This is a genomic window from Mucilaginibacter sp. OK268 (assembly GCF_900103125.1).
Lineage (GTDB): Bacteria > Bacteroidota > Bacteroidia > Sphingobacteriales > Sphingobacteriaceae > Mucilaginibacter.
The window spans coordinates 169,255-190,229 of sequence record NZ_FNJV01000007.1 but is presented as its reverse complement, the minus strand read 5'-3'; the positions used below and the strand labels follow the sequence as shown (position 1 = coordinate 190,229).

13 protein-coding genes are annotated in these 20,975 nt (G+C 42.4%); all 13 read right to left on the bottom strand.

What is annotated here, in order from left to right; all coding sequences use genetic code 11:
- Window positions 1-19 precede the first annotated feature (19 nt).
- On the bottom strand, window positions 20-3,130 hold the full coding sequence (locus tag BLR84_RS20960) for a SusC/RagA family TonB-linked outer membrane protein (RefSeq protein ID WP_090472045.1): 3,111 nt from the start codon (window positions 3,128-3,130) through the stop codon (window positions 20-22).
- A 587-nt stretch (window positions 3,131-3,717) separates the two neighbouring features.
- Window positions 3,718-5,670, bottom strand: coding sequence for a sialate O-acetylesterase (locus tag BLR84_RS20955; RefSeq protein ID WP_090472043.1), 1,953 nt, complete (start codon window positions 5,668-5,670; stop codon window positions 3,718-3,720).
- A gap of 147 nt (window positions 5,671-5,817) precedes the next feature.
- Window positions 5,818-6,321 (bottom strand): GNAT family N-acetyltransferase, encoded by a 504-nt coding sequence (locus tag BLR84_RS20950; RefSeq protein WP_090472041.1) that lies wholly within the window; start codon window positions 6,319-6,321, stop codon window positions 5,818-5,820.
- A gap of 14 nt (window positions 6,322-6,335) precedes the next feature.
- Window positions 6,336-6,794, bottom strand: a complete 459-nt coding sequence (locus tag BLR84_RS20945; protein WP_255367001.1) for a MarR family winged helix-turn-helix transcriptional regulator — start codon at window positions 6,792-6,794, stop codon at window positions 6,336-6,338.
- Window positions 6,795-6,944: 150 nt separating this feature from the next.
- Window positions 6,945-9,095 carry a glycoside hydrolase family 31 protein gene (locus BLR84_RS20940; protein ID WP_090472037.1) on the bottom strand — a complete coding sequence of 717 codons (2,151 nt, stop codon included), beginning with the start codon at window positions 9,093-9,095 and terminating at the stop codon, window positions 6,945-6,947.
- 5 nt (window positions 9,096-9,100) lie between these two features.
- On the bottom strand, window positions 9,101-11,680 hold the full coding sequence (locus tag BLR84_RS20935) for a glycoside hydrolase family 95 protein (protein WP_090472035.1): 2,580 nt from the start codon (window positions 11,678-11,680) through the stop codon (window positions 9,101-9,103).
- Window position 11,681: 1 nt separating this feature from the next.
- Entirely contained in the window at window positions 11,682-12,524 is an 843-nt protein-coding gene (locus BLR84_RS20930; RefSeq protein WP_218128410.1) for an SMP-30/gluconolactonase/LRE family protein, read from the bottom strand.
- Between the two features lie 19 nt (window positions 12,525-12,543).
- A complete protein-coding gene (locus BLR84_RS20925; RefSeq protein ID WP_090472032.1) occupies window positions 12,544-14,601 on the bottom strand; it encodes a hypothetical protein in 2,058 nt (685 codons plus the stop codon).
- A gap of 21 nt (window positions 14,602-14,622) precedes the next feature.
- Window positions 14,623-16,230 carry a glycoside hydrolase family 28 protein gene (locus BLR84_RS20920; RefSeq protein WP_090472030.1) on the bottom strand — a complete coding sequence of 536 codons (1,608 nt, stop codon included), beginning with the start codon at window positions 16,228-16,230 and terminating at the stop codon, window positions 14,623-14,625.
- A 2-nt stretch (window positions 16,231-16,232) separates the two neighbouring features.
- Window positions 16,233-17,450: a glycoside hydrolase family 88/105 protein gene (locus BLR84_RS20915; protein WP_090472028.1), complete on the bottom strand. Its 1,218-nt coding sequence runs from the start codon at window positions 17,448-17,450 to the stop codon at window positions 16,233-16,235.
- Window positions 17,451-17,485: 35 nt separating this feature from the next.
- On the bottom strand, window positions 17,486-17,923 hold the full coding sequence (locus BLR84_RS20910) for a c-type cytochrome (RefSeq protein ID WP_090472026.1): 438 nt from the start codon (window positions 17,921-17,923) through the stop codon (window positions 17,486-17,488).
- Window positions 17,924-17,931: 8 nt separating this feature from the next.
- A complete protein-coding gene (locus BLR84_RS20905; protein ID WP_090472024.1) occupies window positions 17,932-19,215 on the bottom strand; it encodes a PQQ-dependent sugar dehydrogenase in 1,284 nt (427 codons plus the stop codon).
- 49 nt (window positions 19,216-19,264) lie between these two features.
- Window positions 19,265-20,974 (bottom strand): RagB/SusD family nutrient uptake outer membrane protein, encoded by a 1,710-nt coding sequence (locus BLR84_RS20900; RefSeq protein WP_090472022.1) that lies wholly within the window; start codon window positions 20,972-20,974, stop codon window positions 19,265-19,267.
- Window position 20,975: the final 1 nt, after the last annotated feature.

Below are 20,975 nucleotides of genomic sequence, written 5' to 3'. Positions count from 1 at the left end.
AATTCTGATAATTAATTGATTATAAACTAATATTTAAGCCCACGATAAATGATTTGGTAGAAGGAGTTGCCACCCCGATGGTTAATGCCCGGCTTGATATATTACCCGGGTTCTGAACACCCTGATTTCCTATTCCTGTCGCCTCAGGATCTATGCCTCCAGCACGTACATAGGGCGAGAAAAATATAAATGGATTTTGCGATGATACATATACCCGCAAGTTTTGCGCACCGATCTTTTTAGCCCATCGCTTACCCAAGCTATAACCAAATGTGATGGTTCTTACCTTTAAAAAACTGGCATCAAAATAACCAAGTGTACTACCTGCGTCGCTGGTTAGCGGTGACGAAATTTGTCCGCCAGCAACGTTTGGTGAGGGGTAGAAATTGGTAGGATTAGTTGGCGTCCAGTAATCTACGGCAACCTGATTCCGCCTTCCATCATTAATGGTCGTATAACCGGCTAGTGGTTGGTATACCTGGCTAATCAGAGTTCCACCTAAACGACCATATAGTACAAATGAGAAATCAAATCCTTTATAGGTAAAACGGTTGGTCACACCACCCTGAATTTTAGCCTGAGCGCTTCCAATTACATATTTATCATCAACCGTAAGCTTACCATCACCGTTATGGTCTTCTAACTTAATCTGACCGGGTACAAAACCATATTTGGCTGCCTCCGAGGCTTCGCTCAATTGCCATATCCCCAGTTTTTTATAATCATAAATGGCGCTTAATGGTTGTCCTACAAATAGCTGGTTGTTTACTACCTGTGTTATACTCCCATTTAAGGATACCAGCTTATTCCTGTTAAAGTAAAAGTTCAGATCGGTGCCCCAGGTAAATCCTCCGTGGTCTGATGTAATATTCTGGCTGGATATGGAAAATTCCATCCCCTTATTGGTCACATTACCCACGTTTGTTAAATAAGGATCAGTAATGCCTGATGTTGGGGGTAATGAAATGCCATATAATAATTTAGTAGTACTGGCTGTATAATACTCTACACTACCTGTAATGCGATTATTTAAAATGCCATAGTCTAATCCAATATTGGTGGTTTTAGTATACTCCCAATCCAGTTTAGGATCAACTATTCGACTTACATAATAGCCGTTAACAATTGTGGTTCCATAATTATAGAGCACCTGAGGCGTACCCGGGATACTAGAGTTAACCGACGACAGGCCACCTAATGTGCTGTAAGCAGCAATCCCCTGGTTAGCCGTGACACCAAAACCAGCCCTAAGTTTCAGATTGGAGATTACGTGAACGTTTTGTATGAACTTTTCATTACTAATCGTCCATCCGGCAGAAACAGCAGGGTATGACTTATATTTATTACCCTCACCAAGGCGTGAAGATCCGTCTCTGCGCCCGGTTAAGGTAATCATGTACTTGTCATCATAAATATAATTAGCCCTGAGCATCATAGCCACAAGTGATGACTTTGATTCGCCACCGCTTAAAATGGGCGCCGGAGTTGTAGAGGATAAGCCCAGGTTATAAAACTGAACAAAATCAGAAGTTATAGAATCTTTCTTCACCGAGGTATTATGACTTTGTTGCTGCTCAAAACCAAACAAGGTAGTAACGCTTATGCGGTGTTTTTGAGCAATGGTTTTATCATACGTAAGTAAGTTGTCCAGGCTGTATTTGGTGGCTGTGGCATTGTTTACTGTTGCTGTGTTATAAGTGCCAGGCCTAAAATAACTGTCGGTTCCCTGGAATTGCGCGCCTTCTTCCTGCTGAAAATCCAGACCCGCATTTAAGCGATATTTCAAACCATCGATAATTCTAACCTCGCCATATAAACTGCTAAATGAATGAAAACGACGGACACGATCAACCGAAGCATCCGGCTGGCTACGCAGTAACAACGGGCTATAGGTTGTATTATAATCATCGGTATTACCAGCAGGCTTAATGTTTATTGACCCGTCGGCATTATATGGGGAAGACAAAGGACTTAAAGTAATTAAAGGAAACACATTTGCCGGGAACTGAGAACCATGTGTAATACTATAATTAAGCAGATTATTAAAACCGGCCTTAACACGACTGCTTACATTAAAATCAGCAGTGGCTTTTAATGTACCGCGTGTAAAATCCTGACCGGGTAAAACGGTGGTTTGTTTAAAATAGCCCCCGCCAGCGGAAAACTGGCTTTTATCGCTTCCACCTGAAATAGTAAGATTGTGGTCGGTAATGTAACCGTTTTTATATACCAGGTCTTGCCAATCGGTATTTCTTCCACTGGTAATTCCTGCTAACTCATCAGCAGTATAACCCTGATTAAATACAGAAATATCACGTAATGCTCTATACTGGTCGGCATTATATACTTTATACTTAGATGTAACACTATTGATACCATAGTAGTCACTGAAAGTGACTTTGGTATCACCCGCTGCCCCCTTTTTAGTGGTTACCAGTATTACACCATTCGCGCCTCTTGAACCATAAATAGCGGTTGCAGACGCATCTTTTAATATATCAACTGAAGCGATGTCATCAGGATTAATGTCGTTTAAGGTACCGCTATAAGGTATTCCATCTAAAACAAACAAAGGGTCGTTACCAGCCTGTATAGACCGCTCTCCCCGTATCCTGATCTGGGCATCAGCTCCAGGCCTCGTTCCTACAGCCTGCACCTCAACACCTGCGGCTCGCCCTTGTAAGGCCTGCTGTATATTGGCCACTGGTATTTCACGCAGCGTGTTACCACTTACCGACACAATTGCCCCTGTTACGTCCTTTTTACGGGCGGTACCATATCCAATAACAATCACATCATTTAAACTGTGGCTACTTGGAGTTAGTTTGATCTGCAAATTAGAGTTTTGACCCGTTAAGGGAACACTTTGCTCTGCATAACCTATATAGGTTACCAGTAAAGCTGTTTCATTACCAGAAACGTTGATAGAGAATTTGCCATTAATATCAGTTAATGTTGCGATCTTGCCCGATTTGAGCTTAACAGCGGCGCCAATGAGCGGGTTTCCTTTTTCATCCAGGACTGAGCCATCAATTTTTCTGGATTGCGCAAAAAGTGACAGAGAGATCAAACTCATGCACAATAACATGAGCCATGCTTTCCGGCAGGTTTTCAGTATTTGTTTTTTCATAATTTATAATTTGGGTTAAGGGCTTATACTTGTGGGATATGTTGGATTGACTCCAAAAATGGTCTGACCTTTTGGTTAAGACCTAGCCTCTGCTTTTACAATTGATCTTTTAAGTAATTTTTTCTCATAGCTTTTAATTTTAATATGGGTTTACCCGGTTAAACAGAAGCAGGCTATTAGCCCAGCCATTAATTGGTCAAGTACTATAATTTGGTTATCGTAAAATTACCATAAAATACAATCGATTGCACAAATGAAATAAGATTTACAGATATTTCTTTTTTTCATCTTTTGTTTAAATAAACCCATAAACAATCGATTGTTTTTTTAATAATATTTATAACAATAAGATAATTACTTGAAAAAATGCCAATGACAAGAAGCAGGTAAATAGGGGGATTTATATGGATACAGCCATCAAATAGTACTAATATAATAGCAGATTATAAGAACTTGTTGGCTATGCAGTTAGGCAATTACGCCTATTTATACCTGGAATCTTTTTGATAACTTATTAAGACTAGCAATTATGCCTCTTGAAACACATTAGTGCAATCGAAGTACCAATTTATTGAATCCTGAATTAACTACTCGTTGTCTGTGGTAAACGGTGAGGCTGGGAGCCCCTCCAGATTATATAAATTTGCCGTTTCCGGGTTATCAGCCCAAGCGTAGCGTACGTATAGAGGGTTTGGTATCTTATCACTCCAAACAACTACTTTATTCCCGTTTATGCGCGCATGTGCCCATACATATTTTTTATCTTTCCCTGCTATAGCAAAATGTTGAAGCTCACTACCATTTTTTACGGTTAAACCGCTTCCGGTATTACTGAAGGATATAATGACTTTATCACTATCAATCGTAAATGATTGATAAATAGGCCCTGATGATACAATATTTTGATCATGATAGGCAACTTTTTCGGCTGCGAGAGCCAGACGATCACCCACATCCTTTTTATTTAAAGGATGAATATCATTCCATTCACCGGCATCAATAGTTACAGCCATACCTGTATTGGATATACGGAGCGCTCTTAACTGTGCTTCACGCAGTTCGGCCCAATGACTTTCAGAAGGTAAATATTGCGTCTCCATAAAATTAGGCAGTTGCGCATATATAAAAGGCAGATCACCTTGTTTCCATTTATAGCGCCAATCGGTTATAAGAGCCGGTAACAACTCCTCGTATACCTTAGGTTGAGATGCATTTGCTTCACCCTGATACCATAAAATTCCTTTTATCGAATAATTAATTACAGGGGCAACCATAGCATTATATAGCCCGGCGGGTTCATTTTGCGCGGAAAAACTGCTACCCGAATCAATTGTCTCTGGTTCAAATACTTGCCCCACTTTATATTCCCAATCACCCCGAAGATCTATTTTCTGATCACCTATTTCCAGACAATAAAACTTGTCAGGTACAAAGCCCCCCTTCCCCGTTGTATTGGTGACTTTAACTGTAATAATATTTCTTCCGGGCTTCAGAATCCCCTGCGATAAAGGATATCTTCGAGGAGGATACTGATAAGTGATCCCTCCAACAAGTACGCCATTTACATAAGTTTGGTCGGCATCGACAATGCGCCCCAGAAAAAGCTTTGAAGGCTTGCCAACCAGAGTTGCTGGAACATTGATTTCTTTACGGAACCAAACTATGCCATTTAACCCCTTGATACCCTGATCTGCCCAATATCCTGGAAGCCAGAATTTATGCCATCCCTGCGGAATATAAGTAGTATCGTACCATTTTTGAGAGCCCGATAAGCCTTTACCCTCATTAACTGGTTGTTGTTTTTTGGCTGCAATCCTGGCTTTATCAATCAATTTATTAACATAAGAGGTATCTTTTAATTGATTAATACGGTTTTGATATGATGGAAATTGTTTAAGTCCATCCTCACTTATCCAGGCTTCAATCGGCGTCCCTCCTACACTTGAGTTTATCAGGCCTATAGGGATATGATATTTGAGGTAAATTTGCTTGGCAAAAAAGTAAGCAGCGGCACCAAAACTCAATACATTTAGAGGATTGGCAGTTAACCATTTTCCAGCAGGAAGATCTTCATGTAATGTAGTGACGTCAGCAATGGTAGGGATAAAAAAGTTTCGTATCTGAGGGTAATTGGCATTGGCAATTTCTTCGGGGTACTTTTCTTTAACACGCTCCATGGGTAATACCATATTTGATTGCCCAGAGCAAAACCAAACATCGCCAATTAAGATATCCTGAACTACCAAGTGGTTATTTGCTACTATATCCATAGTGTATGGTCCACCAGCTTTCATAGCGGGAAATAACATTGACCAATCCCCGTTTTTATCCGTTACTGTCTTGATTACTTTATTATTGAACTTTATTTTAACCTGTTCACCAGGTGTTGCCCAGCCCCATATCTTAAGTTTTTTATCTCGCTGTAAGACCATGCCGTCGCTTACTAATTTAGGTAAGCGTACATTAGCGTTTGCTACTTGCTGAACTAGCCAAAAGTTAATTAAAAAAACGATTAAACTACGGTTAAAAAAAACGCTCATAAATATAAGATTACACGTTAAAGCCGGTGAAACAAGAATACAATTGGTAATTGAAAAATAACTTTAAACAAATATGAAAGAATTTTCAATAAAAATACAATCGATTGCATTTTTATTGAGTAAGGTACACCTGATCTTGTATTCCTCTTAACCAATTACCAGATCATATCTGAGTTCAATTAAAGGTTTATCAAAAGCTTCCGACATTTTTTCTTCGGTTAATTTAAACCCATATTTAATGTACAGGGATGTAGCAGCATGTTGTTCGTTGGTTGTCCATAAATAAGCTTTTCTAAACCCCTTCTCTTTCATATAGGCCATAAAGCTATCCATTAATCGTTTTCCCAAACCCAATCCGCGATACTCAGGTAAAAATATAAAGTAGCGTAACTGTACAGTATCACCTCGATGCACACCGATCAAAAAGCCAATCATCTTATCCTCATATTCGCAGATCCAAACCCTGTCTTTTGACGGATCATACTGCCGGGCAAACTCAAGCAAGCCTTCCAATACATAACCTTCAAAACTTAAACCATAGCCACACTCGTTGGCATATAATTGCCCATGCATATAGGCAATATAGCCCAGGTCGCCCGGGCACAATTCATTTCTAAAACGAATATCATCAATATTAATAGCCCTGGTCATCCGATTTTATATTGCTATTTTTTTAAAATATTCATTATGGATTGCATGTGCAAAACCAACTCTTGTTGTTTGCCTGGGTCTAAATTTTTTATCAACCCCACAATTTGTTGGTCAGATGCTTGATTTAGCGTCCCGAATTCGGTTAAACCTATTTCTGTAAGGGAGATCAGTATAGCTCTTGCATCGTGGGCTGCCGGTTTCTTCATGATCAATCGCCCCTTTTCGAGTTTCTTCAGCAGGCGGCTCAAATAACTTTTATCAATGTGCATTACTGTCATAATATGAGATGCTTGCACACTTTTACCTATGTAGACCTCATAAATGATACGGGCCTCAGCCAAAGAGTATTCACTATGTAGCAGGTGTTTATCCAACAAACCTATCATATCTGTATAAAAGCGGTTAAATGCCCTAACCTGCTGAACGACTATTTGATTTCCCTGCATCTCTAATAACTCTATTTTCTCAAACAAAAATAATATAAATAGTGGACTTTGTCAACTATTTGTTTTTTTTTAAAATCCATGTCCAAGTCATTTTAAGCAGTAAAAAAGCCATCGGATAAATCCGATGGCTTGAACATTATATAGTTTGTTAAAACTGCTGGGGCAGGAGAATATACTTTAAAGCTCTGTCATTGCTTTAAAGGTCACCTTACCTACATTATCAGGTTTGCCTTTAGGCACGGGGGAAATCGTACCTTTTATCTTTCCATTTACCTTGCTTACCATAATCTTGCGAAAGGTATAATTGCCCTTTTCATAATCATATGTTTCACCATCGTCATCATACAAAGCATAAGTACCAGGCTGTTCGCCGTAATATTTGACCTCAATATCAATCCTCTGTCCTGCTTTGGGTGCATGCAGCATTACCGGCATCATGGGTATTATACCGCCATCCTTTACATACACCGGAATCTTGTCCATTCCAGGTGTTACATTGATCACTTCGCCATTACCGGCATACTTCCCAGTGTAAAAATCATACCATTTCCCTTTAGGTAATATCACTTTGCGACTGGTTTGTCCGGCAAACATGGGAGCTACCAATAAATACTCACCAGCCATATACTGATCCTTCACTTCTTTAGTTACAGCCTCCTCGTACGGATTTTCTTCCAGGTTTAGTTTTTTGTTTTCGCTTTTGGCTTCAGTATTGCTAAACCCATCTTCCAGGTACATAGCCCTAAATGGCGGAATACCTTCAAAATGATATTTGGCAAACTCACTGTACCAGTAAGGCATCATTTGCATACGCAGGTTGGCCATTGTTTTTACCTGTTCGGCAACCTCGGCAAATGACCAGGGTTTGGTGCCACTGGCCCAGGCGTTGATCATGGCCATGGGCGAAAATACGTTCGATTGAAACCTACGCAACCATTCTTCTGCCGTTTTAGATGAGCGCACTTCGGGCGTCCACAGTACCCCGGCAAAACCACTGTTCACCAGTGCCGTTATAAAGTCGCGGTGATCATAATAATCGTTATAAATCACATAGGGAAAAGATGCACCACCGCCGTTTGAAGCACGTACCAATCCAAAGGTGCGCTGGTTACGGTTGTGATAAATCTCGCTGGTGTAACGTTGCATCATCAGTCCATAGGTCTGACGCATTTGTTCGGCGTCATGCCCCGAAGGAAAAACAGCAACATCTGGCCACAGATAATTATCGCCTCCATCAACCTCATCCATTTTATACCCGCTAATACCGATATCTATCTTGCCCTTTTCCAGTTCACCAAAAAATATCTTCCGGGCCCCAGGCATGCTGATATCGGGTACAATGCCGTTCCAAACAGTATGGGAGCCACTATAAGGTAAAATGCTTTTATAAACAGGAGCTTCGGGCGATACATAAGGATTTGTCCATAAATTGAGCCTGATATTCTTTCTCAACATATCGTGCACCAGCCCTTTCGGATCAGGGAAACGGGTTTTATCCCATTCAAAAGTACAGGGATATGATTTGCTTTGCCAACCGGGTTCAAGACCGATGAAATCCAAGGGATAACCTTTTTCTTCAAACGCCTGTGCTTCTGTGGCAACACCCTGCGCATCGGTTAAACGCTGCATACGTTGGGTAAAGCCCAGGCCCCAGCGCGGTGGCAGGCAACCACCTCCGTTTAACAAATTATAACGCCGTACAGCATCCAATGTGGTAGGGCCGGCAAACACATAGATCTCTACACCTCCTGCGGGCACCAGCATTTCTACGCCATCTGAATAAGGGTGCGAGCTCCAGGTTTTATCCAAATTCCTGTCTTTCACATCTGGCGCTATTTTACTGTCTCGTCTTATCGCCGTACCGGCATACACATTGATATACCTGGCCGAATTTATGAATACACCATAACCATTGGATGACACGTAGAAAGGTGTAGGCGCATGAGTACGGCCATTATCCTTACCAGCATAATTATCTACATGCAGCGTAAGCACCTTACCACGCTGAAATACAGTCTGGAAGTTTAGCCCAAAACCAAACAGTTGTTCTTTTTTCTCGAGCGGGAAACGCAGGTAAGTTTTTCCATCCTGAACATGCGCTGTAACTTCATCCTTTGCTAACGGAAAACTGGCTTTAGGCATTTGCTGCAGACCGGTATGATACGGCTGTACACCTGCAGCTTTCAACAGGTCAAATTCTTCGGGTTTGCCGATTACACCTTTCCATATCCCTGGCTCAACCTCCGTCCAGTTGATTGATTGCGCTTTAAGCAGTTCTGCGAACCCCAAAAGCAAACAACTGAGCAATACATATTTAAAACTTTTCATGGCATTTATTGCGGTATAATAGTATAGGTTTTACCTTTTTCTGTGGCGAAGTCAATAACATAGCCCTTATTAAAACTGATATCGGTCAGTTTGGCATTGGCTGCTTTTTGGTAAGCAGGTACTACGGGAGGAATATTTAAAGTGTTCTTATTAAAGCTGGTTGCAGTTTTACTATTTGCCTGCACCACTTTTACAGGTATAGGTGTTCGAAGCCTGCAATTGCCTCCTAGATTTGATTTGATCTGGGCTTTAGCCAGTTTCCCTTTTTCCCAATCGATAGCCACCTCAAAATTCCCACGGGCTTTGATGCCTTTGATACTGCCATCGGCCCAGGCATCAGGCAGGGCTGGTAACAATTCAATCTCACCATTCTGGCTTTGCAGCAACATTTCGGTCATGCCTGCAGTTCCGCCAAAATTTCCGTCGATTTGGAATGGCGGATGCGCGTCGAACAAATTGGGATAGGTGCCACCACCACTCATCTGTTCCTTTTTTTGCATCGGGTCCATATAGTTAAAAGCTGCGCCCAGTATTTTGTATGCATGATTACCATCGTGCATACGCGACCACCAGTTCACTTTCCAAGCCATAGACCAACCTGTGCTTACATCTCCTCTGTATATCATGGATTGTTTGGCCGCTGCCGCCAGTTCCAGGGTATTAAATACGGAGATCTGCCTACCGGGGAACAGGCTAAACAGGTGTGATATATGTCTGTGGGTATCTGCCGGATCGTCCCAATCCTGAAACCACTCCTGCAACTGCCCGTGTTTGCCAATGTGAAAAGGATAGAGTTTATCGTAAGCAGCTTTTACCTGTACTGCAAAAGCCTTATCTGTACCCAATACCTGCGCACTGTTGATACAGTTTTGGAACAACTCGCGAATGATTGACATATCCATAGTGGAGGCCATACTTACCAAATATTCTTTACCATTAATTTTGATGGTATTTTCTGGTGATGTAGATGGATTGGTTACCAGGTAACCTGTTTTAGGATCAGTCACAAGCCAATGCAACATAAACTGGGCCGCTCCCTTCATAATTGGATAAGCCGTCTTACTTAAAAAAGCTTTATCACCGGTGAACAGGTAATGATCATATAGGTGAAGGCTCATCCAGGCACCACCCATTGGCCAGGCCGACCACCGTACCGAACTTTTGGGGTCATGGTCATAACCGCCCACGGTTGAGGTTTTGGCCCATATATCGCTGTTATGGTGCAGAACCCAGCCCTCCTTGATATTGTAGGTTTCTTTAGCGGTGATGGCTCCGTTTACGGTAAGTTCTTTCAAAAAATCAAATAAAGGCTGGTGACATTCGGAAAGGTTGGTATTCTCGGCCAACCAGTAATTCATTTCGGTGTTAATGTTGGTTGTATAATTACTGCCCCATGGCGGCGATACCTGGTCATTCCAGATGCCCTGTAGATTAGCAGGCGCGCTGCCCGGCCTGGAGCTAGTTATGAGTAAATAACGCCCAAACTGGTAATACAGCGTTTGTAACTGTTTATCGGGATTGGCTACACTGAAATTCCGGAGCCTTTGGTCTGTAGGTTGCTTTACCATGGCAGCATCGGCTCCTAAATTAAAACTCACCCGTTTAAACAAGCGCTGATAATCAGCTATGTGACGTTGTTTAAGTTGATCATACGTTTTTTGTGATGCAGCAAGCAAACCAGCATTAGCTTCAACTACAGGATCCTTACCCTGCAAACCCGGCGATTTATTGAACCCGTTAAAACTGGTAGCCTCAGTTAAATAAATAAGCACCTGGCTGGCACCGCTAACCTGTAAAGCATTATTAACAGCAGTTACATGCCCGCCATCATTTTTGATCTTCAGGTTGATCTGGAAATTCATTCCCTCACCCTTGGGTTCATCATAAATAACCTGCCGTGGTTCGTAATCGCGGTTGGCTACGTAGCTCGGGGCCTTGCCTTTTAATATGAGCTTACTATTACCATCGTTCGCTACCGAAAAATGCAGCTTGCTTTGCAGGCCTGCTGTAAAATTAATAGCGTTTTTTTTGTCGGCGGTAATACGTATCATCATTACCTTATCCGGGTAACTGATAAAAGTTTCACGCGTATAGTGTACACCAGCGGCCTCATATTTTACAGTTGAAACCGCGTTGTTTAAGTTCAGTTCACGATAGTAGTGTACACTATCTGCAGCATTAAAATTTAGCAAGAGGTCTCCCAAGGGTAAGTAACGGGCGGTATACGGGCCCTGCAAATGTTTTTTCCATAGATCAGCTGCCTTATCAAAATCATTATCAAATATGGCTTTGCGTACCTGAGGTAGATATTCCGGCCCTTGCAGGTTGTTACCCAATTCTGGAAAGCCCGACCACAAATTATGATCATTCAATTGATAACGCTCGTGATTAACGCCGCCAAATACCATAGCCCCGGTGGTCGCATTACCCAGCGGCAAGGCCTCTTCCCACGCGGTGGCAGGTTTGTTGTACCATAATTTTAAATAATCATCGTTGCTCCGCGTTTGTGCAGACACTATGCCAGCACTTGCCAAACAAGTGAAAATCAGGTAATTTTTAAGAGACTGAATTTTAGAAAACCCCATATTATTTGGTAGTTATTAATTTGTAAGCCATCACTTTTTTACCCCAAAAGGTAGGCACATATAGAATATGCTTCGCGGCATCATATGCAAGATCGGCAGTATTTACCTTTTTTTCCTGTATATCCAGCAAAGTTTCAATTTTACCGTCAGCACTTACATAGAATATATGCCCCGACCAGCAGGTGATCAGGAAATCCCCGTTACCAACAGGCTCAAGCCCATCGCCACCACAGCTGAGGGTAGTAATAGGTGTTAAATTGCCTTTGCTATCTGATTTCATGAATTTTTGCCCACCCAGAATATAAAGGTCCCCTCCTATGGCTTTGAGCCCATTAACCCCTCCTATGTTTGTTAAAAAGGTGCTTATTTTTCCTTTTTCAATTCGGTGGATCTTTTTGGTTTTGCTATCTGATACATAAACTACTCCTTTATCATTTACCGTAATATCATTGAGGGCTTTAGCGCTGTCAATAGGTATCTTGTTTTTTACCTTACCGGTATTAATATCAATAACTACCACTTCTGACAGATCGGCCGCATACAATTCATTGCCGAACCGTCCCAAACCCTTTGGCGCATTTAGCCCGGCAGTAAAATCCAGGTCTATGATCTTACCATCCAAACCAATTTTGGCCACTCCACCTTTACCATCAACGGCATTGGGATTTCCGTCGATTTCAGATACATATAATATACCATTTTTAAGATCAGGCAAAACCGATTCCGGAACCCTTACCACGGTATCGGTTTCCCAGAGTTTTTCCAGCTGATGGGTTTGCGCAAAAGTATCCTGGACTATAGTGACCATTACAACAGCCATCATATATTTAAAAAATGTGCTCATAGCATTGTTTTATTGGTTTTTATAGTTGCACAGCCTGTGTACCACCATCGTTTATTTTGTATTTTATTGTTTTACTGCCCTCTGTAATCACGATCAGAAGCTTTTGGTTATTTTGTCTTGATACTTTGAGATTGAACACATGGCCAAACGAATGAATATTGTTTAAAGCCATTTCGTTCCATTCTTTCGGCAGCCGCGGCGTACAATTAAAAGTGGTGAAACCAGTTGACCGCATGCCAAACAAGCCTTCGGTATAGATACGGCAATAGAGACCACTCTCGGCCGACAGGTGCCTTTGATTTCCTTCGGGGTAAGCTTCCACCGGATAAGGCACATGCTCACCCAGGAGCCGTCTGCGTGAGTAATAACGCAGGTAATCCATGGCCTTTTCAGTTTTACCGGCTTGCAATACGCCACGAAGCGCATATAAGGTGGAGCGATCCCAAAAGGTTTCTTTACCGGCCTGAGTCGCCAAACCATCGGCTGTCCATAATTTGGGCGAGAACAGGGCGTTAATGGTTCCTTCACTACGATCAAAAATGCCCATTGTAAGAGGCAGGCAGATCCAGGCACGTAATACATCATTGGTTTCAAAGTATTTATAAGTGTCGAAACCATCTATGTTTGCACCAAAATATTTTTCGATGTTACTTTTTAACTCAGCTGCCTGTTTCAGGTATACGTCAGTTTGTGTTTTAGGTTGATGTAATTGTTTGCCGAGATAGGCAGCGGATATCAGCGCATCATAATACAAACTGTTTGTTGATAGATTGGCCTTACCAGCCGGGAAACGACCTTCCAACTCATCATGGTCAGAGTTAACCACACCCTGATCGTTCATTTTCCGATGACTGTATTCCAGGCACCAGGTAATAAGCGGCCATAGTTTTTTGGCAGAATCGGGCTGTCCATAAGCCAATGCATAGCGAGAAGCGCCATACGCGATCATCGCTTGGTCGCCACGATCTCCGGCCCCTTTCCATACCGCGTCGCCCTCGGCAACTATAGAGCTTGGGATGGGCTTGTATTCCGGGTTCATATATTTAGCAAACAAACGGTAGCAGTTCATAGCCGAAAGGTTGCCAATACTATCACCTGAAAACGCGAAGAAAGGACTGATATATTCAGCCTGATCATTAGCCCATATCGCCGCGTAATAAGCCAAACCACCGGGGCCATGCAGATAGCCTACCTTGGTTTTGTAAATACTTTCCGTTCCGCGGATCTTGGCAAATGCAAATGCTGTATTCAGCAAAGTATCCGGTGTTTGCAATTGCAGTGGGGTTAAAATAGTATTTATCCGCTTTTCGCGGGCCTGCTCCTCAGCATCTACATTAATTTTAATTGGTTGAGCCGGAAAATCTGTCGCCAGATAATAAACCGAGAACGAAGTATTTGCGCCCGGCTGCAGCATGCTGCTACCATGATCAACCGTACCCATGATCACCGTATGTGGCCTCACCTTGCTTTTTGCGCTGTCGGTTCTTTCCTCGCGCCTCATGTATTCCATGGTAATATTAACCGGTTTATCGGTTATATTGGTGAATACAAATTTTTCAATCACCATCGGTTTATCTATGGAAGGAAAAATGCTCCGGTCTATTTTTACCAGCGCCGGGTTGCCTGAAGTAGCAGCTATACGCATAATACCTTTATGGCTGATGCTTTTGATATTATAAGTCAGGTCGCCGGATTTTTTGCCGGTGGCGAGATCGGTTTTCAGTTGGCGGTTGTTGATCAAAAAACGGGGCAACTCGTTATCCTGGAAAGTATAATCGATATGAGTTCGGGTACCATCGGGCAGCATCCTGAATGTAGGAAAAACCACCGTCCGTGAAATAGAAGACCGGCCTGTGCTATCAATACCATATAATACCCAAACAGACACTTTTTCGCCAGACATTTCTATATGGTCTGTATGCGGAAGCCTGCCATTGACCGTCCATCTGATACTGCCATCAGGCTGAATGGCCCAGCGGTCTGTTTGTGCAGGTAAAACAGTTTGCTGAGCATAAATTACACCGTGAAGCAGCAAACTCAGGAAACCGAAGAGTATTTTGTATGTATTCACCTTCATATTAGGCACTTTAATTATTTATTAATCGTGATCCGAAATAGCTGTGCCAGCTTTCAGATCGGCAGATAGTTCTACTTTTTTTGATATCCCCGAAAGCTTATTTTTCAGGATATGTATATCCTGGCTTGCCTTACCCTCCACCAGCACAAAGGCATTAGCTGAACCGCTTACAGTATTATTGTTGATATGAGCTCGGGCCACATTCTCCAACCTGATAATAGCTTGCGCACTCGTGGTTTCAGGAATTACCCAGGAGTTCAATTCAATATTTTTTCCATCCTCACAAATAAAAGCCGGCCGGAGATCATTATGACTTAAGGTAAATTTTACATTTTTTAGTTTTAAACCATCCACGTGCCTGGCCCAAACGCCATAAGCCGGTACCAAGGGACCAAAAGTTTTTACCTCCGGATATTTATCAATTGCCTCAGGTACCACCTGCCGGGCATTTTCGTTTGTTCCGCCACCTGCCAGGTTAATCTCGATATTCTCAAGGACTAAGTTTTTGATGGGATGATCAGGGATGCCGGTGATCAAAATACCCGACGGCGGCATTAGTTGCGCATTATCGGCCGCTTTGGCCTTTATGTTTCTGATGGTTACATTTTCCAATGCTCCTATGGCTTGCTGTGTATCCTGATCTTTGCGGAATACACTTAGCCTGGCACCCAAGCGGATAAGTATAGGTGTTTTTACCTCCACCATAGTAATATCGCTGATGTTGATATTATTGATACGTGCTCCATCAACCGAAAGCAGTTTGATACCGCCATTGGTTGTGTCGTAAATATAACATTGGGAAATACTAATATTTTCAAACGGGGCCATAGATTCTGTACCGATCTTAATAGCACCCTGACCACTTTTTAGCCGCAAACCGGATATGACGATATCCTTACAGGCCATTTTGCTCGAGGTTGTTTTAAAACAAAGGGCATCATCACCGCTTACTACATCACAATCATTAATGGTTACATCCTGACAGCCATCTATATCCATACCGTCATTATGCGCCACTCCCCTGCTCACGATCTTTACATTTTTAATATTCACCTGCTTGCATTGAAAGTAGTGAGATGTCCAGGCGGCAGAATAATTCAATGTAACACCAGTTACCGAAACGTTTTGGCATCGCACTACGCGTAACAAAAACGGGCGGCGTCCCCAACGTTGTGATTCCGGCCGGGTGTCCGTTAATATTTGCTGTGCTTTTAACTTTGACCCTTGTCCGTCAATAAGACCTTCGCCTTCAATACCCACATTCTTTTTGTCGACTGCTACTACAAGGGCCCAACCTACACTAATGCCCAGGCCATCTACAAAGGGATCCAGGTTTTTATAATCGTTAACATCGGTACTGCCCAGTAAAACGGCACCTTTTTTTAGCTCCAGGGTGATATTATCATTTAAGGCGATAGTACCAGTCAAAAACACTCCTGTTGGGATAACAACTTTACCGCCACCGCTTTTATAACAGGCATCTATCGCTTTTTGAATAGCATCCGTATTTAATGTGGTACCGTTACCTACAGCTCCATAAGCAGTGATATCTACATCTGCGGCAAACAAGCTTAACCTACCTGCTGCCATAAATACCACAAGCAACAGGAACCTGATTGATCTGTACATGGTTATTTTTTCCTTTCTGCTTTAAGCATTTCAGTTCCAGCTAATAAAAAAGCACCAATACCATGGGTATCATTCAGTTCTGTTGGGCGGGTATAGTAAAATTTAATATCCGTATCCATATTGGTACCGATACATACATCCTGCAACTGGCCATCGGCTGTAATTTTAGTCAATAAACCTTTCCATCCTTCCTGGGCTATGGCTATATATTTTTCATTGATCCAACCCTGGTTCACTGCACGGGCCACAGCATAAGTATACATGGCTGTAACTGATGTTTCCAAATAAGAGTCTGGTTTATCCAATAACTGGTGCCATAGGCCGGTCTGATCCTGGTAGCGAGCGTAGCCAACTATTTGTCTTAGTAATAATTTGATTATTTCCGAGCGTTTTGGATGATTGGCTGGTAAGTTATTTAACAGTTCAACCGTTGCCATGGCTATCCAGCCATTGCTGCGCCCCCAGTGGCCGACACCATTTGTTTGGTCATCAGAGTAATAATTATGAAAGAACAAACCCGTGTAAGGATCATACAGATATTTGTTAAAATTCTCTACCTGTTTTATCGCGTCATCAAAATATTTACTGTCGCCGGTTTGTTTGCCCATACGCGCCAGAAAAGGTATACTCATAAACATATCATCGGCCCAAAGGGTCATGTTGCGAGGGTTTGGGCGCGAAAGTGTACCATCAGATAAGCGCAATTGTTTGTTTAAGATATAATCTGCCGATCTCCTCAAATAGGCTTTGTAATCTTTCCGGTTGGCCAGGGCGTCTACATCAAATAACCCGGCTGACATGGCACCACAGGCATCCAGGTTACTAATATTGAACACAGCGCCATATTCAACCTTTGGTGCTTTGGCTTTGCGAAGGGTCTCGAAATAGCTCAGGTTATCAAAAATAAAAGCGAAGTTGCGCTGCGAATAATCTGAATACTTTTTGTCGCCAAGTACATCTGCCATTTGTACCATACCAATGGTTAATACACCATTCACGTACATCCATTTATTATATTTACTATCCGATTTAACATCTGGCGATGAAGCCAGACCTTTGGTTGAATCGTATTTTTCTTTGGTAGTAGTATTGATAAATTTAAAAGAGGTATTTTGAATAACATTATCCGCTACTTTTCTAATTACCTGTTCGGTATCGCTGTTCTGCCCAAATACGGTGATTGAGCAAAGGATCAGCAAGGGGTATAAAAATCGTTTCATATTTTATTATTTAGCTGGTTAGGTATCTGTTTTAATTACGTTTTCTTTTTGTTGGTTGCTCTTACCGCTTTTACCTGTGCCGTAGTAATTGGCCCTGCTTTATTGGTAAAGTTTTTTCTGACATAGGTTAACACAGCAGCGATTTCCTGATCTTTCAAAAAATCATGTGACGGCATCACATTGGAATATGATTCTCCATCAATATCAACACTTTCCGAGAATCCGTTGAGTACTACTTTGATCAGGCGGGTTTTATCACCTAGCACATAAGATGTTTTAATCAACGGTGGATTCATATTTGGTACGCCACCGCCATCTGCCTGATGACAGGTTAAACAATACTTTTCATATATGCCTTTGCCACTAACCAAAGCTAAACCTGCAACAGGCCGTGATTTAGCCTTGGTTTTAACCTGGGCCATTAACTGAACACAACTAAAAATGCAGCTGATAATCAGGAAATACTTTTTCATTCGGGTTATTATTTTTTAGTGTAAATAATGCGATAAATAGTTCCCTTTGAATCGTCGGTAACATATAAGGAGCCATCGGAACCCTGGGCAAGACCACATGGACGATGATCTGCACGACCAGCTGCAGTTTTTTCTGGCGAGCCTGAAAACCCATCGGCAAATACTTCCCAGTTACCATCAGGCTTTCCATTCTTAAAAGGTTGAAAAACCACGAAATATCCTGCCTGCGGCTCAGGAGCACGGTTCCAAGAGCCGTGAAATGCTATAAAAGCTCCATTTTTGTACTTTGCCGGAAACTGATTTCCGGTATAAAAAAGAAGTCCGTTGGGGGCCATGTGACCGGGATAAGCCATAGCTGGATCGATATATTTGGCATCCGCTTCTTTTTTTCCATCACCACCATATTCGGGTGCCTGTATCTTTTTATGTTGGATCTGGTCATAATACATAAAAGGCCAGCCTGCATTATCACCTTTTTTAAGGGCATATAGACACTCTGCAGGTAGTTCTGCCGATTGCTTGGTGGTATACAATTCAGGCCATGAACTGTTCAAGTTATCACGTCCATGTTGCATTACAAAAAGTTGGTTATCCTGCTGGTTCCAGTCCATACCTACCATATTCCGCAGTCCGGTAGCATAGCGTACACCTTCACTGTAGCTTTGGTTTAGCTTATCGGTTCTGAACTGCCATACCCCACCCATCGAATCCAAGATCGGGCAACCTGGTATACCTGGTGAATGCAAACCTCTATCTTTTTCCTGGCAGGCATTAAACCATGCACCTATATTCACATAAATATTGCCATCGTTATCCAACGCGAATGATTTTGTTTCATGCTGACGCCCCGCCTTTAACCCTGTAACAATTTTTTCGGGCTGATCAGGATTGATCACCTCATTTTTATCGTTCACCTTATACTTAAACACTTCCGTATTTGACGATGCATACAAATACCCGTTTTTCAGAGCTACCTCGGTACCACCGTAAGTGCCAAAACTTGATTTTAGTTCGGCTTTACCATTCGGAGCCTCATGCAATACCAAAATAGCTTTGCCTTCTTTGTTTGGTTTCGCGAGCTTTACGTAGATATCTCCCTGTGGTGTAACCACCAGATGCCGTGTTTTGGCGCCCGTTTCGGCTACTTTTAAAGCGCCAAATCCATCGGGCAGCTTTAAACCAGCATTATCGGCATCGGGTACTACATCTCCTACAGGTTTCAAAGCATACAGCGTTATACTTACAGCAAACGCGGTAAGTGCAATCATTGATCTGAACAGTTTACTTTTCATTCTATTATTCATAGGTTTTATTTACAATTTACATCCTTAAAATCCTGGTTTACCAGCCAGGATTTTGAGGATAAGGTGTACCAGTTATTGTTGCATCGATCTGCGCCTGGGGAATGGGACGCAATACCTGGAACGGCTTGATATTATTCTTTCCATCGGTATTATGCAGCTTCACACGTTCCAAAAGTTTGCCGGTACGCACTAAATCGGTCCAGCGCATCATTTCGCCACATAGCTCCCGCGAACGCTCATCCAGGATAAAATCCAGCGTAAGCTTATCAGCGGTAACATCCATTACTGACGGGTTAGCTGATGGATAGGCAGCTCTTTCTCGTACTGCGTTTACATATTGTACTGCATCAGCTGCTCGGCCATCCATCACCAAAGCCTCTGCTGCGATCAAATAGGTTTCTGCTAAACGATATATAATGATAGGTCTGCTTGATGGCGAGTTTTGATCTGGCCGTTTAGTATCAAAATACTTGAACATGGCTGGAGATAATGCGATGCTATATTTGCTTGGCGGAATAACCTGGTAACGGTATTTGGCAATCTGGGCAGCCGTCATTTCATAGCCTGGCATCCATATAGCGGTATCCCCTACAGTAAACTTAGGCGCGCCTGGCTGGGCTCCGGCCGGGGCACCAGCCGGCAATGGGTTTGGCCAGTTAGGCACCGAAGCAGCGTTATTGCATAACCAGGTTGTTTGAAACGTTTTGTTATAGCGTTTATCATTTACCCTTTCTTTAAATATTGTGTCGGTAAGCCAATGGGTAGGTACTACGCGTATATAAGGGCGGCCGTAAAGTGTGCTGCGCTGCATGCCCGGCTGTACTTCATATTTTGGAGCAAATAAATGGCACAGCAAATTATCAGGACCACTATTGTTTTGGGTAGGCGACCCATTATACGCCAAGGTGGGGGTATGCTGTACCGTCCATAACACTTCGCTATTTGCCTCATTGCCTTCGGCATATACGCTTGCAAAATCTTGCTGTAACTTTAAGCCGCCTGCCGGAGCAACATTATTGATCAGGTCAAGCGCTATAGTATAGGCACTTTTATAATCGTCGGCCTGTTTGGCCGATGACCCAGCTCTTGCCAGATACACTTTTGACAATGCGTGCATAGCCGCGGCTTTTGTAGCTTTACCCGGAAGTACGCCACTGGTTAATGGGCTGGCAGGAAGAACTGCAATGGCATCTTTAAGATCCTGGATAATAAAAGCGTACACATCAGCCATTGGCGCCTTTGTGGCCGAGGTTGTTGGTGTAGCCTGAAATGTTTTATTTAAGGTTACATCGCCCCAGGATTGTACTAATATAAAATAATAGTTGGCCCGCAGAAATTTTGCCTCGCCAATCATGCTAGCTGTAGTAGCAGCATCAAGGCCTGACGGTGCATTACCAATTAATCCGTTACAGGTATTAATATAGGTATAGCAATTTTTCCATATGCCGGCAACAATACCATCGGATGTATTAAAATTACTATTGTATTTTACCAGACCGTTGTTACCATCGTTACCTGCGATAAACTCATCGGTGCCGGGTACAACCATTTCAAAATAACTGTCTGGACCGAAAATAGTCCTGAAACCTGCATAAGCCGCAGTAAGACCTGCCTGAAAACCCTGAGTTGTGGTAAAAAAAGCCGGTGTAAGTGTTGATTTAGGGTCTTCTACCAGTGTTTTTTTACAAGCTGTAGTTAAAAGACCTAAAAACAAACAGGTGTATAAATATATAGATATCCTTTTCATC

Coding starts and splice junctions, on each gene's coding strand:
- BLR84_RS20940 (WP_090472037.1), bottom strand. CDS start 9,095: ATGAAAAGTTTTAAATATGTATTGCTCAGTTGTTTGCTTTTGGGGTTC.
- BLR84_RS20920 (WP_090472030.1), bottom strand. CDS start 16,230: ATGTACAGATCAATCAGGTTCCTGTTGCTTGTGGTATTTATGGCAGCA.
- BLR84_RS20955 (WP_090472043.1), bottom strand. CDS start 5,670: ATGAGCGTTTTTTTTAACCGTAGTTTAATCGTTTTTTTAATTAACTTT.
- BLR84_RS20905 (WP_090472024.1), bottom strand. CDS start 19,215: ATGAAAAGTAAACTGTTCAGATCAATGATTGCACTTACCGCGTTTGCT.
- BLR84_RS20915 (WP_090472028.1), bottom strand. CDS start 17,450: ATGAAACGATTTTTATACCCCTTGCTGATCCTTTGCTCAATCACCGTA.
- BLR84_RS20930 (WP_218128410.1), bottom strand. CDS start 12,524: ATGAGCACATTTTTTAAATATATGATGGCTGTTGTAATGGTCACTATA.
- BLR84_RS20950 (WP_090472041.1), bottom strand. CDS start 6,321: ATGACCAGGGCTATTAATATTGATGATATTCGTTTTAGAAATGAATTG.
- BLR84_RS20900 (WP_090472022.1), bottom strand. CDS start 20,974: ATGAAAAGGATATCTATATATTTATACACCTGTTTGTTTTTAGGTCTT.
- BLR84_RS20935 (WP_090472035.1), bottom strand. CDS start 11,680: ATGGGGTTTTCTAAAATTCAGTCTCTTAAAAATTACCTGATTTTCACT.
- BLR84_RS20925 (WP_090472032.1), bottom strand. CDS start 14,601: ATGAAGGTGAATACATACAAAATACTCTTCGGTTTCCTGAGTTTGCTG.
- BLR84_RS20910 (WP_090472026.1), bottom strand. CDS start 17,923: ATGAAAAAGTATTTCCTGATTATCAGCTGCATTTTTAGTTGTGTTCAG.
- BLR84_RS20960 (WP_090472045.1), bottom strand. CDS start 3,130: ATGAAAAAACAAATACTGAAAACCTGCCGGAAAGCATGGCTCATGTTA.